Annotated in this window: 13 protein-coding genes; 7 read left to right on the top strand and 6 right to left on the bottom strand. The window is 68.4% G+C overall.

Going from position 1 to position 13,028, the window contains the following annotated elements; genetic code table 11:
• The first annotated feature begins 6 nt into the window (after nt 1-6).
• Both ACRARE_RS18265 and ACRARE_RS18260 read left to right on the top strand, forming a co-directional pair.
• Entirely contained in the window at nt 7-1,032 is a 1,026-nt protein-coding gene (locus ACRARE_RS18265; RefSeq protein WP_432657900.1) for a phosphotransferase, read from the top strand.
• 20 nt (nt 1,033-1,052) lie between these two features.
• Nucleotides 1,053-1,454: a PaaI family thioesterase gene (locus ACRARE_RS18260; RefSeq protein ID WP_432657899.1), complete on the top strand. Its 402-nt coding sequence runs from the start codon at nt 1,053-1,055 to the stop codon at nt 1,452-1,454.
• Nucleotides 1,455-1,739: 285 nt separating this feature from the next.
• Here the strand turns inward: ACRARE_RS18260 and ACRARE_RS18255 are convergent, their stop codons facing one another.
• Complete coding sequence (locus tag ACRARE_RS18255; RefSeq protein WP_432657898.1) at nt 1,740-2,780, bottom strand: NAD(P)/FAD-dependent oxidoreductase; 1,041 nt, start codon at nt 2,778-2,780, stop codon at nt 1,740-1,742.
• Between the two features lie 55 nt (nt 2,781-2,835).
• Between ACRARE_RS18255 and mnmC2 the strand changes: the two genes are divergently transcribed.
• Both mnmC2 and ACRARE_RS18245 read left to right on the top strand, forming a co-directional pair.
• Nucleotides 2,836-3,531 carry a tRNA (5-methylaminomethyl-2-thiouridine)(34)-methyltransferase MnmC2 gene (gene mnmC2, locus ACRARE_RS18250; RefSeq protein ID WP_432657897.1) on the top strand — a complete coding sequence of 232 codons (696 nt, stop codon included), beginning with the start codon at nt 2,836-2,838 and terminating at the stop codon, nt 3,529-3,531.
• Nucleotides 3,528-4,394, top strand: a complete 867-nt coding sequence (locus ACRARE_RS18245; protein ID WP_432657896.1) for a DMT family transporter — start codon at nt 3,528-3,530, stop codon at nt 4,392-4,394. The genes mnmC2 and ACRARE_RS18245 overlap by 4 nt, the downstream gene beginning before the upstream one ends.
• Here the strand turns inward: ACRARE_RS18245 and ACRARE_RS18240 are convergent.
• Nucleotides 4,359-6,362: a lytic transglycosylase domain-containing protein gene (locus ACRARE_RS18240; RefSeq protein WP_432657895.1), complete on the bottom strand. Its 2,004-nt coding sequence runs from the start codon at nt 6,360-6,362 to the stop codon at nt 4,359-4,361. The two genes, ACRARE_RS18245 and ACRARE_RS18240, sit on opposite strands and share 36 nt — an antisense overlap.
• A gap of 149 nt (nt 6,363-6,511) precedes the next feature.
• Between ACRARE_RS18240 and dapA the strand changes: the two genes are divergently transcribed.
• Nucleotides 6,512-7,399 carry a 4-hydroxy-tetrahydrodipicolinate synthase gene (dapA, locus tag ACRARE_RS18235; RefSeq protein WP_432657894.1) on the top strand — a complete coding sequence of 296 codons (888 nt, stop codon included), beginning with the start codon at nt 6,512-6,514 and terminating at the stop codon, nt 7,397-7,399.
• Nucleotides 7,400-7,598: 199 nt separating this feature from the next.
• A complete protein-coding gene (locus ACRARE_RS18230) occupies nt 7,599-8,414 on the top strand; it encodes a M90 family metallopeptidase (RefSeq protein ID WP_432657893.1) in 816 nt (271 codons plus the stop codon).
• Here the strand turns inward: ACRARE_RS18230 and ACRARE_RS18225 are convergent.
• From ACRARE_RS18225 to smpB, 4 genes are all read right to left on the bottom strand, one after another.
• Nucleotides 8,411-8,998, bottom strand: a complete 588-nt coding sequence (locus ACRARE_RS18225) for a VOC family protein (RefSeq protein WP_432657892.1) — start codon at nt 8,996-8,998, stop codon at nt 8,411-8,413. The two genes, ACRARE_RS18230 and ACRARE_RS18225, sit on opposite strands and share 4 nt — an antisense overlap.
• 127 nt (nt 8,999-9,125) lie before the next feature.
• On the bottom strand, nt 9,126-10,310 hold the full coding sequence (locus ACRARE_RS18220) for an amino acid aminotransferase (RefSeq protein WP_432657891.1): 1,185 nt from the start codon (nt 10,308-10,310) through the stop codon (nt 9,126-9,128).
• 4 nt (nt 10,311-10,314) lie between these two features.
• Nucleotides 10,315-11,166, bottom strand: a complete 852-nt coding sequence (sseA, locus tag ACRARE_RS18215; protein ID WP_432657890.1) for a 3-mercaptopyruvate sulfurtransferase — start codon at nt 11,164-11,166, stop codon at nt 10,315-10,317.
• A gap of 78 nt (nt 11,167-11,244) precedes the next feature.
• Nucleotides 11,245-11,718 carry an SsrA-binding protein SmpB gene (gene smpB / locus ACRARE_RS18210; protein ID WP_432657889.1) on the bottom strand — a complete coding sequence of 158 codons (474 nt, stop codon included), beginning with the start codon at nt 11,716-11,718 and terminating at the stop codon, nt 11,245-11,247.
• 145 nt (nt 11,719-11,863) lie between these two features.
• Between smpB and ACRARE_RS18205 the strand changes: the two genes are divergently transcribed.
• The gene (locus ACRARE_RS18205) at nt 11,864-12,886 is read left to right on the top strand and encodes an NADP-dependent oxidoreductase (RefSeq protein WP_432657888.1); all 1,023 of its coding nucleotides are present in this window, start codon (nt 11,864-11,866) and stop codon (nt 12,884-12,886) included.
• Nucleotides 12,887-13,028: the final 142 nt, after the last annotated feature.

Raw genomic sequence — 13,028 nt, 5'->3', positions numbered from 1 at the left:
GCCCCGATGACGACCCAGACCCTCGACCTTGCCGCCGTCGAAACCTGGCTGAAAGCCCATCTGCCGGGCTTCGACGGCCCGCTGTCGGCCGAGAAATTCGCCGTTGGCCAGTCGAACCCCACCTTCCGGCTGACCACCCCGACGAAGAACTACGTGCTGCGCCGCAAGCCGCCGGGGGTGCTGCTGAAATCCGCCCATGCGGTGGATCGCGAGTTTCGGGTGCAAAAGGCCCTGGCCGACACGGATGTGCCGGTGGCGAAGATGCATCTGCTGTGCGAGGACGACAGCGTCATCGGCTCGGCCTTCTACGTGATGGACGAGGTCCAGGGGCGGCATTTCAACCTGCCCGACCTGCCCGACCTGTCCCAGGACGACCGGCGCCCGATCCAGGCCGAGATGTCGCGGGTGCTGGCCGCGATCCACGGGGTGGACCTGACAGCCACCGGGCTGGATGACTATGGCCCCGCAGGCAACTACTACCGTCGCCAGATCGACCGCTGGACGAAACAGTACCGCGCCGCCGAGACCGAGACCCGCCCCGAGATGGACGAGTTGATGGCCTGGCTCGACACCAATATCCCCGCCGATGACGGGCTGCGCACCCTGGTCCATGGGGACTACCGCATCGACAACATGCTGTTCGAACGCGACCGCCCGTGCATCGCCGCCGTACTGGACTGGGAGCTGTCCACCACCGGCCACCCCTATGCGGACGTGGCCGCGGTGATCATGCAATGGTCCATGCCCCAGGGCCCGGACGGACGTGGCCTGGCGGGCGTGGACCGCCGCGCGGCAGGGCTGATGGAGGACGAGGAATTCCTCGCCGACTACTGCGCCCGCGCCGGTCTGCCGGGAATCGACGGCTTCGGCTTCTACCTGGCCTTCACCTTCTTCCGCATGGCTGGCATCATCCAGGGTGTCTACAAGCGCGCGCTGGACGGCAACGCGTCGAACCCGGAACGCGGCCGCCAGATGGGCGCGCTGGTGCCCCGCTTCGCCGCCGCCGGCCTGGAGGCCGCGAAAACCGTCTGACCAGAGACCCGGGAGAGGACATGGATCCGAAGCTCGTCGAAGACCCCTACGCCCTGCAACGCCATATCGGCTTTTACATCACCGACTGGCGCGAGGGTTACGCGCGGTTCGAACTGCCGATGGAAGACTTCCTGATGAACCGCTACGGCATCCTGCATGGCGGGGTGCATTCGATGATGTGCGACACCGCCATGGGCTTTGCCGGCTGCTATACCGGCGATCCGGAGGTCAAGCAGCTGGCGATGACCCTGAACCTCAGCGTCAATTTTCTGGGCCAGATGCAGGGCAAGATGCTGATCGCCGAGGGTTTCCGAACGGGGGGCGGCAAGCGGACCTTCTTCGCAGAGGCGAAGATCAGCGACGAGACCGGCGTTCTCGCCGCCACCGGCACCGGCGTCTTCCGCGTCCGGCAAGGCGGCTGAGGGGGATTTCGGCCCGTGCCGGGCCGAAGCCTCCGGCGGGGATATTTCTGGCAATGAGAAGCGCAAGGGGCTGGCACCTGAAAGCCCCGACCGCCCCCCGGCTGCGACGTAGACCAACCGGGCGCAGCGCTTTCGTTGGCGGACGTTTCAGCCGGGGGACCGCCCGGGGCTTTGCCGCGCCCCGCCCCTCTCTTCTCGTTTGCCAAAAATATCCCGGGGGGAATTGAGCCCGCCAGGGCTCAAGGGGGGCAGAGCCCCCTTCCCACTTTCCCAAGAGGCGGCGCGTCAGAACAGCGCCTCGGCGCGGAAGCCTTCGGGGATCGTGTCGCGGCCCTCCAGCACCAGATCGGCCATCACCGCCCCCACCTTGGGCCCCATGCCGAAGCCGATCTTGAAGCCGCCATTGGCAATGTAATGCCCCGCCCGCCCCGGCCAGGCGCCCAGCATCGGCGCGCGGGACCGGGCGCGGGGGCGCAGGCCCGCCCAGCGTTCGATCACCGGCGCCGCGCGCAGCACCGGCACCGCGGCGCGGGCCGCCTCGATGACCGCGTCGAGCTGGGCATCGGTGCCCAGGCCCTCGAACTCCCGCTCTGTGGTCGAGCCCACGGCCACCGTGCCATCCGCATGGGGCACCACATGCACCCCGCCCGCAAAGATCTGCGGCACCGCTCCGGCGTCATGGCGCAAAAGCGCCGCCTGGCCCTTGATCGGCACGCCGACCTGGCGCCCGGCCTCGGCGCTCAACTCTGCCAGGCCCGCCGCGCCGGTGGCCCAGATCACCGCCCCTGCGTCGGGGGCCTCGGTCCCCACCTCGACACCACGGGCACGCAGAGCTGCCACCAGGGCGGCGCAGGCGCGGCGCGGGTGCATCCGGGCCGTCAGCGTGTCGTGGATCAGATAGCCCGAGGGGCTGACCGGCTCCCAGGGGGCGCCTGTGGCCGCGATCACCTGCCAGCTGGCACGGCCCTGCCAGAGCTGGGCCGCCGTGCCCTCGCGCGCCCGCGCCAGCTCGACCGCGCCCGCGTCCGCCAGGGGCTGCAACCGGCCAGAGCGGGCATAGCCCGCCGTCACGCCGCCCGTGGCCTCGACCTCGGCCCAGAAGTCCTCGGCCATCAGCAGGCTGTCCAGCTGGAAAGCCTTCTTCTCGTTCCAGGTCTCGGGCACATGGGGCGCCAGGGCGCCGACCAGCCCGCCCGAAGACCCGGCGCCGGGCCCGAAGGGATCGACCACCCGCACCCGCGCGCCGCGCGACACGCAGGCCCAGGCGCAGCTAAGGCCGAAGATCCCCGCGCCGCGCACCGTCACATCCACGCCACCGCTTGCCATTCCCCGGCCTCCGTTCCAAATTGCCCGTGATTTCCCTTTCCTAGAGGATCGCCCCATGCAGGGCCAGAGACCCAGCGAAGCCCCGGCGCTGGAGTGGAAAGAGGGCGATGTGCCCGTCGCCACCCGCTTCGACGACCCCTATTTCAGCCTCGGTGACGGGCTGGCCGAGACCGGCCATGTCTTCCTGGCGGGCAATGACCTGCCGCAGCGCTTCCGCGACGGCTTTCACGTGGCGGAACTGGGCTTTGGCACCGGGCTCAACCTGCTGGCGGTGTGGCAGCTGTGGCGCCAGGCGGGCGCGCCGGGGGTGCTGCATTTCACCACCTTCGAGGCCTACCCGATGGCGCCTGCCGACATGGCCCGCGCCCAGGCGGCCTTTCCCGAGATCGCGCCCCTGACCCGGGAACTGGCCCCGCATCTGGGCGCCCGTGCCTTCGACCTGCCCGACCTGGCCTTCCGCATGATCGAGGGCGACGCCCGCGACACCCTGCCCGCCTGGGACGGGGCGGCGGATGCCTGGTTCCTCGACGGCTTCGCGCCCGCCAAGAACCCCGAGCTTTGGGGCGCGGATCTGATGCAGGCGGTGCATGATCACACCCGCCCGGGCGGCACGGCGGCGACCTATACCGCCGCGGGCCATGTGCGCCGTGCCCTGGCCGCCGCCGGGTTCGAGGTGACGCGCGCCCCGGGCTATGGGCGCAAGCGGCATATGACCCGCGCTATCCGACCCGAGACGGAGGGCCGGGTATGACGCCCCAGAACACCCGCCTTGGCATCTGGCTGATGATCCTGACCACCCTGATCTTTGCCAGCCAGGATGCCCTGTCGCGGCATCTGGCGGGCACCTACAACACCTGGATGGTGGTGATGATCCGCTATTGGTTCTTCGCCGCCTTCGTCATCGGGGTGGCCACGCGCAAGGCCGGTGGCATCCGCGCCGCCGCCGCCACGACGCAACCCTGTCTTCAGGCCTTCCGGGGCGTGCTGCTGGCGCTGGAGGTCTGCGTCATGGTGGTGGCCTTCACCCATCTGGGCCTGATCGAGACCCAGGCCGTCTTTATCTGCTACCCGCTGCTGATCGCCGCCCTCTCGGGGCCGGTGCTGGGCGAAAAGGTGGGCTGGCGGCGCTGGTCGGCCATCGGCCTGGGCTTCGTCGGCGTGATGGTGATCCTGCAACCAGGGATGTCGGTCTTTGCCCCCGCCGCCATCCTGCCGCTGATCGCCGCCGGCATGTTCGCCACCTACAGCCTGCTGAACCGCTATGTGGCGCGGCGCGACAGCTCGGCCACCTCGTTCTTCTGGACCGGCTGGGTCGGCGCGGTCGTGATGACCCTGCTGGGCGTCTGGTTCTGGGAACCGATGACGGCCCCCGACTGGGGCTGGATGGCGGTCCTTTGTGTCACCGGGGCCTTCGGGCATTACCTGCTGATCCGGGTCTACGAACTGGCCGAGGCCAGCGCGGTGCAGCCCTTCGCCTATTTCCAGCTGGGCTTTGGCGCGCTGATCGCCATTCCGGTCTTCGGCGAGACGATCCGCCCCAATGTCGCCATCGGCGCGGTGATCGTCATTGCCGCGGGCCTATTCACCCTGTGGCGCGAGCGGCATCAGGGTTGAGCCCTGAAGCTCGGCGGTGAAGGGGATCGGCAGCGGATCCAGACCCAGCCGGGCGCGATAGACCGGCAGGCTTTCGGCCACCCGCTGCACGTAGTTGCGGGTTTCGCGGTAGGGGATCGTCTCGATCCAGTCGACGATGTCGATATCCGGGTCGCGCGGGTCGCCGTAGTCCTTGATCCAGGCGCGGGCGCGATGCGGCCCGGCGTTATAGCCGATCGACATCAGCACCACATTGCCCCAGAACTCGCCGCCCAGCTCGGCCAGATAGGCGCCGCCCAGGGTGGCGTTGTGGCGCCAGTCCTCGGTCAGCCAGGCGGGATCGTGGTCGATCTCTAGCCCGTTGGCCACATGGGTGGCGGTGCCCGGCATCAGCTGCATCAGCCCCGCCGCGCCCACGGGAGAGCGCACGCCAGGGTCGAACTCGCTTTCGCGGCGGGCGATGGCCAGGGACATCTCGGGCGCGATCGGCAGGGGCATTTCGGCCAGCGGATGCAGCGGATAATAGGCGCGCGGCAGGATGACGTTTTCCTGCGCCGCCAGCTTGCCCAGACGCACCGCCAGATGGGCCTCGCCGCGCGCCTCCAGCAGCGCCGCCAGGCGGGCCAGGTCGCCGGGATCCAGGCTTTCGGCCCAGTGCATCAGGAAGATCTCGCCGGTCACCGGCTGGCCCGAGGCGGTCAGCAGCATGGCGGCGCGGCGCAGCTCGGCCCCCTCGACGGCGCTGCCCTGCCAGTCGGGCAGGGCTTCGGACCCCGCAAGGGTGGCGTCGAAGGGAAGGCCGGCCTTTTCCGCCGACAGCAGGCCGTAGAAGGTGGTCTGATGCTGGGCGCCCGCCTCATAGGCGGTCTGGGCCAGATCGCTGTCGCCCATGGCCTCGCGAGCGCGGCCGATCCAGTACCAGGCGCGGCCCAGCGAGATCGAGCCTTCGACCCCCTTTTCCAGCGCGCTGAAATGGGTCAGCGCAGTGGCCGGATCGTCCAGCCAGTTCAGCGCGATATAGCCCGCCAGCCATTCCAGATCGGCGAAGGTGCCCCCCTGCGACAGCTGGTGGTGGGCGGCCAGCACATAGGCCTCTTCGGGTTTGTCATCGTCAAACAGCGTCAGCCGCGCCCAGAGGCGGCGTTCGGGGCCCCAGAGCTCGGCCTGGCCCAACCCGCCGGGGATCTCGCTTTGCGCCAGCAGGATCTCGCGCGCCTCGGCCTCGCGCCCGGCGGCCAGATGGGCGCGGAAGCGGGCATAGGCCAGGCCCGGATCGGCGCGGGCCGCGCGGGGCAGATCGGCGATGGCCTTGTCCGCCTCCTCGGCTCCGGCGCGGGCCAGGCGGCGCGCCTCTGACAGGGCGGCCAGGTCGGCGGGCAGGCGGGCGGCCATGCGCTTTTGATCATCGGCGGCCCCGGCCCAGAACATCGCCTCGGCCCGCTCGGCGTGATGGCGCGCCAGGGCGGGGCCGAAACTGTCGAGGAAACGCGCCTCCAGCCCCTCGGACATGGGCATCTCGCGCCAGGCGCGGATCGCCTCGGCCTGGGCGGCGGCGGTCTCGCCCGCCTGCGCCAGGGCGCGGGCGTGGATCAGCGCCCCCTCGGCGGTCTGGGCGGGCTGACCGTCGAAGAAGGCGCGCACCTGTTCCGGCGTGGCGCTGGCAAAGGCGCCCTCGTTCACCCGCCGCATCAGCGCCAGCCCCGGCCAATCGGGATGGGCGGCCAGGAAGACCAGCAGGTCCGAGGCGCTGCCCTGTCCGGCGCGCAGCCGGGCCCATTCGACGATCTCCTGCGCCAGGGGGCCGTCGCGGCCCGCCACCTGGGCGGCGCGGTCCCAATCTCCCCGGGCAATGGCCTGAAACGCCCAGGCCAGAGGTCTGGGCGCGATCCGCGCGGGCCCCTCGCGCGCCGGTTCGGCGGTCGTCGCCGCGGCGCCGAAGGGCGCCAGAAGCGCCGTGCACAGGGCGAAAACCGCCCGAAAACCTGTCACTCTCACTTGTTTTGGCCCCAATCCGAAGGTATGCGACGTCGACGATAATGCGCCGTCCCCGCCTCTCAACTCACATATCCGGCAGGACGGTTTCACCCCCGGGTCCGCGCGGTTTTCCGCCACCCGTCACGATGTAGAAGGAGCGTGTCATGTTCAAAGGGTCCATCCCTGCCCTGGTCACGCCGTTCAAGGACGGCGAGCTGGATCTGGTGACGCTCAAGAAGCTGGTCGACTGGCATGTGGCGCAGGGCTCGAACGGGCTGGTGCCCGTGGGCACCACCGGCGAATCGCCCACCCTGTCGCTGCGCGAGCACGAGATCGTGGTGGAAGAGGTGGTGAAATACGCCGCCGGCCGGATTCCGGTGATCGCGGGGGCGGGCGCCAACAACACCGCCGAGGGCGTGCGCCTGATCCGTCACGCCGCCGAAGTGGGCGCCGATGCCGCCCTTGTGGTGACCCCCTATTACAACAAGCCGACCCAGGCCGGGCTGATCGCGCACTACACCGCGATGCATGACGCCGCCGAGCTGCCGATCGTGATCTACAACATCCCCGGCCGGTCGGTGATCGACATGACCCCCGCCACCATGGCCGAGCTGGCCCGCCTGCCGCGCATCATCGGCGTCAAGGACGCCACCGGCAAGCTGGACCGGGTGGCCTTTACCCGGATGCTCTGCGGGGCCGATTTCTGCCAGCTGTCGGGCGAGGATGCCACCGCCGTGGGCTTCAACGCCATGGGCGGCGTGGGCTGCATCTCGGTCACCGCCAATGTGGCGCCGAAGCTGAGCGCCGAAATGCAGGCCGCGACCCTGGCGGGCGACTATGCCAAGGCGCTGGAATACCAGGATCTGCTGCTGCCGCTGCACGAGGCGATCTTCCTGGAGCCGGGCGTGTCGGGCGCCAAGTTCGCCATGTCGGAACTGGGCCTGTGCAGCCCCGAGGTGCGCCTGCCCCTGCTGGAGCCGACCGAGCCGGTGAAGGAAAAGATCCGCGCCGCCATGCGTCACGCGGGCCTTTACGAGACCGCCGCCGCCTGACGGCGCGCTAGGAGATGCAGGGGCCGTCCTTCGGGGCGGCCTTTTGCGTTCGCGCCCCTTTCTGCGCGGGCGCGCCCGCGGGCGGCTGTAGCGTTTGAGTATTTTTGGCCCAGTGAAAGAGCGGGGGTGGCGCCCCGGCCCTGGCGTTGCTTTCCCCGGGGCGATGACTAGGTAGGGTCCAGATCTTTGCGAGGGCCCCATGATCCAGTTCCTGCTTGTCGTCCTGCTGATTGTCGCGGCCCTTCTGGGGGTGCTTGCCCTGCGCCGCCGCGCGCGGCAGGCGCGGCGGGCGGCGGGGCTGAGTGCCGCGCAGCGGGCCATCGTCGCCGCCGAGGTGCCCCTGTCGCGCGCCCTGCCCGAGGCGCTGCGGCCCACCTTCGAGGCGCGGATCACCGATTTCCTGGATCAGGTCGAATTCACCGGCTGCAACGGGCTGGAGGTGACGGAGGAAATGCGCCTGTCGATCGCCGCCCAGGCCTGCCTGCTGATCGCCAATTCCGGCGCCTGGTACGAGACCCTGCGCAGCGTGCTGGTCTACCCTGACGCCTTCCGCTCGCGGCTGAAGGAGCATGACGGCTACGTGGTGACCGAACGCGAGACCGTGCGCAGCGGCGAAAGCTGGGCCCAGGGGCCGGTCGTCCTGTCCTGGGCCGATGCGCAGCACGGCGCCGAGCTGGCCCATGACGGCCATAACGTGGTCTTTCATGAGTTCGCCCATCAGCTGGACGATCTGTCGGGGGCCACCGACGGGATGCCCGACCTGGCCCCGGGACAAAGCCGCGCCGAGTGGCGCCATGTCTTCGACCAGGCCTATGCGCAGCATGTCTACCGGGTCGAGAACCACCGCCAGACGCTGTTCGACCCCTACGGCGCCGAGGGCCCGCAGGAGTTCTTTGCCGTGGCGGTCGAGGCCTTCTTCGAGACCCCGCACCATGTGCAGACCCATGCGCCCGAGGTCTACGACCAGCTGACGCAGTTCTTTGCCCTGGATCCGGCCAGCTGGGCGCGCCCCTAGCGGCGGTAGGGATCGGCGGCGGCGCGGCTGTCCGACAGGGTGCCGGTGCGGCGTTCGACGATCTGTTCGATCGCATCGGCCAGATGCTCTTCGGCGATGTTGTAATCGCCACGGGCGACGCGGATTTTGTGCGCCTCCAGCAGGACATCCGCATGGGTGGCGCCCTCGGGCGGGAAGAACTTGTAGCTGGCCAATTCGATCAGCAGGCCCAGCGGATCCTTGAAATAGATCGAATCCATGAAACCGCGATCCTTCACCCCGGAATGCTTGATCCCGCGTTCGTCCAGCCGCGTGAGGGTCTGGGCAAAGGTGGCCGCAGAGACGTTGAAGGCCAGGTGATGCACACAGCCCGGGTCCATCGGCGTGCGCTCATGGACCGGTTTGCGGTCTTCGTTGGTGAAGATGGTGATCAGCCGCCCGTCGCCGGGATCGAAATAGAGATGCCCCTGGTTCGGGTCGTCCAGATTGGGCTGATCGAAGACGAAGGGCATCCCCAGGACGCCTTCCCAGAAATCAATGCTGGTCTGCCGGTCGGCACCGGTAAGGGTGATATGGTGCACCCCCTGAACCTGAAGCTTGCGCATGACGTGTCTCCTCCGCGATTGCAGAAGAAAGGTCGGTCAGCGCGGCGCCCCGGTCAACGCCACTGGCCCACAGGCACCTGCGGATCCGCGCACAATGGCGCGGATCCAAAGCGCTTTTCGTGCGCGATCAAACGCCCGCGTCGACAATGGCCTTGGCCAGGACCGGCACCGTCTCGGTGTTCAGACCGGCAATGTTCATCCGGCTGTCCCCGACCATGTAGATGCCGCTGTCATTGCGCATCTTCTCGACCAGCTCGGCCGAGCAGCCCAGGCGCGAGAACATGCCCCGGTGCTGGGCCAGGAAGGCGAAGCGGTCGGAGTTGGTCAGGCGGGCCAGTTCGGCGGCCAGCTGTTCGCGCAGGCCCAGCATCCCCAGGCGCACCTCTTCCAGCTCTTCCTTCCACATCGCCGTCAACTCGTCGTCATGCAGGATGGTGGCGACGATACGCGCGCCGTGGTCCGGCGGGAAGGAATAGTTCTGACGGTTCAGATAGGCCAGGGTGCCCTGGTTGACCTTGGTCTTGCCCGCATCCTTGGCCACGGCCATCAGCAGGCCGGTCCGCTCGCGGTAGATGCCGAAGTTCTTCGAGCAGGAGGCGGCGATCAGCAGTTCGGGCACGTTGGCGGCCACGTAACGGGTCGCGGCGGCGTCCTCGTCCAGGCCGTCGCCGAAGCCCTGGTAGGCGATGTCGATCATCGGCAGGGCCTGGGCGGCATTCAGCGCCTCGACCACGTCCTTCCACTGATCCAGGGTCAGGTTGGCGCCGGTCGGGTTGTGGCAGCAGCCGTGCAGCAGGACCACGTCACCGGGGCGTGCCCCTTGCAGGTCCTCGATCATCCCGGCGAAGTCGATACCGCCGGTGGTGCTGTCGAAATAGCGGTAGGGCACGGTCTCGATGCCGAGATAGTTCAGGATCGAGATATGGTTCGGCCAGGTCGGGTTCGAGACGAAGACGCGGGCGCCGGGGTTGGCCATCTTGATCATCTCGAAGGCCTGGCGCACGGCGCCGGTGCCGCCGGGGGTGGTGACACCCGCCACCTGCTCGGGCGCCACGGCGTCGGCCAGGACCAGCTTGCGGATCGCCTCGATGAACAGCGGCTCACCGGCCAGGCCGGTGTAGCTTTTCGAGGTCTGCTCTTCCCAGATACGTTTCTCGGCGGCCTTCACCGCGCGCATCACCGGGGTCACGCCCTGGGCGTTCTTGTAGACACCGACGCCCAGATCGACCTTCTGCTCGCGCGGGTCGGCCCGGTACATCTCCATCAGCATCAGGATCTTGTCGGCGGGTTGTTCCTTGAGGTTCTCGAACATTCTCTCACTCTCCAGTGGCAACGGGCAGGGTGGGGAAGGCCCCCCATTCTGTCCAGGAGCCGTCGTAAACTGCATGGTCCGTCTTGCCGATCCGTTCCAGCGCCAGGGCCAGCACGCAGGCGGTGACGCCCGAGCCGCAGCTGGCGATCACCGGCTTTTTCAGATCGACGCCTGCCGCCTCGAAGGTGGCGCGGATCCCGGCGGGATCCTTCATCGTCTTGTCGTCGTTCAACAGGGACGTATAGGGGACGTTCTTGGCCCCCGGGATATGCCCCGAGCGGAGGCCCGGGCGCGGTTCGGCCACCTCGCCGCGGAACCGCTCGGCGGCGCGGGCATCGACGATCTCGGTATCGCCCAGCTTGGCGGCGGCGCTGACCTGGGTCACGTCCTTCACCATCTGGTTCTGGCGGCGCACGGTCATGTGGCGGTCGCGGATCACCGGATCCATGTCCTCGACCTCGCGGCCCTCGGCCAGCCATTTGGGCAGGCCACCGTCCAGCACGGCGATGTCGAACTGGCCCATCAGGCGGAAGGTCCACCAGACGCGGGCGGCGGAAAACAGGCCCTGGCTGTCATAGACCACCACCTGGTGGCCATCGCCCACGCCCATGGCGCGCATCCGCGACATGAACTTTTCCACCGTGGGCACCATATGCGGCAGCTCGGAACGCTGGTCGCTGATCTCGTCGATGTCAAAGAAGCGGGCGCCGGGAATATGCACGGCGTCATATTCGGCCCGGGCGTCGCGGTCGGTGCCGGGCAGGAACAGGCTGGCATCCAGGATCCGCAGATCGGGATCCTTCAGGTGTTGGGCCAGCCAGTCGGTGGAAACCAGTATCCGCGGGTCGTCCTGCATGATGCGCCTCTCCGATGAAAACCGCCGATTCCCTAGCCCCCCTGCCCGCACAAGGCAAGGAAAAGCCCCGCGCGGGCCTTAGTGCTGTTCCTTCAGCAGCCGCTGCTTCTGGCGGTTCCAGTCGCGCTTGGCCTCGGTGGCGCGCTTGTCGTGGTTCTTCTTGCCCTTGGCGATGCCGATCTTCACCTTCGCCATGCCGCGATGGTTGAAGTACAGGACCAACGGCACCAGGGTCATCCCCTCGCGCTGCGTCGATTTCCACAGGTTGGCCAATTCCTTCTTGGAAACCAGCAACTTGCGCCGACGCCGGTCCTCGTGACCGAACATCGCCTGCTCGTAGGGGGCAATGTAGGAATTGACCAGCCACAGCTCGCCATCCTCGACCGCCGCATAGCTTTCCGCGATGTTGGACTGGCCGGTGCGCAGGCTTTTCACCTCGGACCCCTGCAACTGGATCCCGCATTCCAGATCGTCCTCGATCGCGTAATCGAAGCGTGCGCGGCGGTTCTCCGCGATGACCTTGTAATTCGGGTTGTCTGGTTTCTTCGCCATGATCGGGCCTCTTTACGCCAGCCGGGCGGGGACTGTCCATCGGGGCTTTCCGCCGCCCCGCGCCACTTGCGGAAAACATTTCCGCATTGCGGGTTGCCCTGCCCGGCAGAGGGCTTAACCTGTGCTGCAAAGAAAGGATTTCAAGATGACCGAGATGATGAAACGGATCGTTCAGGCCCGCCGCCCCAATGGCTTCCCGGTGGCCGAGGATTTCCGCCTGGAAGAGGTGCCCCTGCCCCAGCCCGCCGAGGGCGAGATCCTGGTGCAGGTGACCCATCTGTCGCTGGACCCCTACATGCGCGGCCGCATGGATGACGTGGCCAGCTATACCGCCCCGCAAGAGCTGGACCAGACCATGGGTGGCGGCGCCGTGGGCCGGGTGCTGGAAAGCCGCAGCGACAGATTCGCGCCGGGCGATCTGGTCTTCGGCATGTTCGGCTGGGCCAGCCATGGGGTGCTGCCCGCCAAGGCCTGCCGCAAGCTTGACCCCGATCTGCCCCCCTCGACCGCCCTTGGCGTGCTGGGGATGCCCGGCTTCACTGCCTGGTCCGGGCTCGAGGCCTACGGCAAGCTGAAGGCGGGCGAGACCCTGGCGGTGGCCGCCGCCACCGGCCCCGTGGGCTCGATGGTGGGTCAGCTGGCCCGGCTGAAGGGGCTGCGCGCCGTGGGCATCGCTGGCGGGGCGCAGAAACAGGCCCTGCTGACCGAGCGGTTCGGCTTTGACGCCGCCATCGACCACCGCGCCCATGGCGACGCCCGCGCCATGCGCACAGCCCTGGCCGAGGCCTGCCCCGACGGGATCGACGTCTATTTCGAGAATGTCGGCGGCGCCGTCACCGGCGGCGCCCTGCCGCTGATGAACCTGCACGGCCGCATCATCGTCTGCGGCATGATCGCCTGGTATTCCGGCGAAACCGACGAGACCGGCGCCATGCCGCTGCAAAAGATCTGGCGCATGGCGCTGGTGAAACGGCTGACCATCCAGGGCCTGTTGCAGACCGACCATGTGGCCCGTTTCGGCGACTTCCTGCGCGAGGTGACGCCCTTGGTGAAATCCGGCCAGATCGCCTATCTCGAAGACGTGGCCGAAGGGCTGGAAAACACCCCCGCCGCCTTCTTCTCGATGCTGCGGGGCGGCAATACCGGCAAGCAGGTGGTCAAACTCTGATCCCCGCCGAAGCCGGGGCGTCGCCTGCGCGGCGCCCCCGCCCGGCCCGCAAAAAGGGCGCGAGACCAGCCACCCGGTCCCGCGCCCCTCTCTTCTCATTGCTGAAAATATCCCGGGGGGTGCGGGGGGCTGGCCCCCCGCT

The organism is Pseudooceanicola aquaeponti (assembly GCF_050897975.1).
GTDB lineage: Bacteria > Pseudomonadota > Alphaproteobacteria > Rhodobacterales > Rhodobacteraceae > Pseudooceanicola.
Note: the sequence above shows the minus strand (reverse complement) of the source record. Positions and strands in the feature narration are given on the sequence as shown.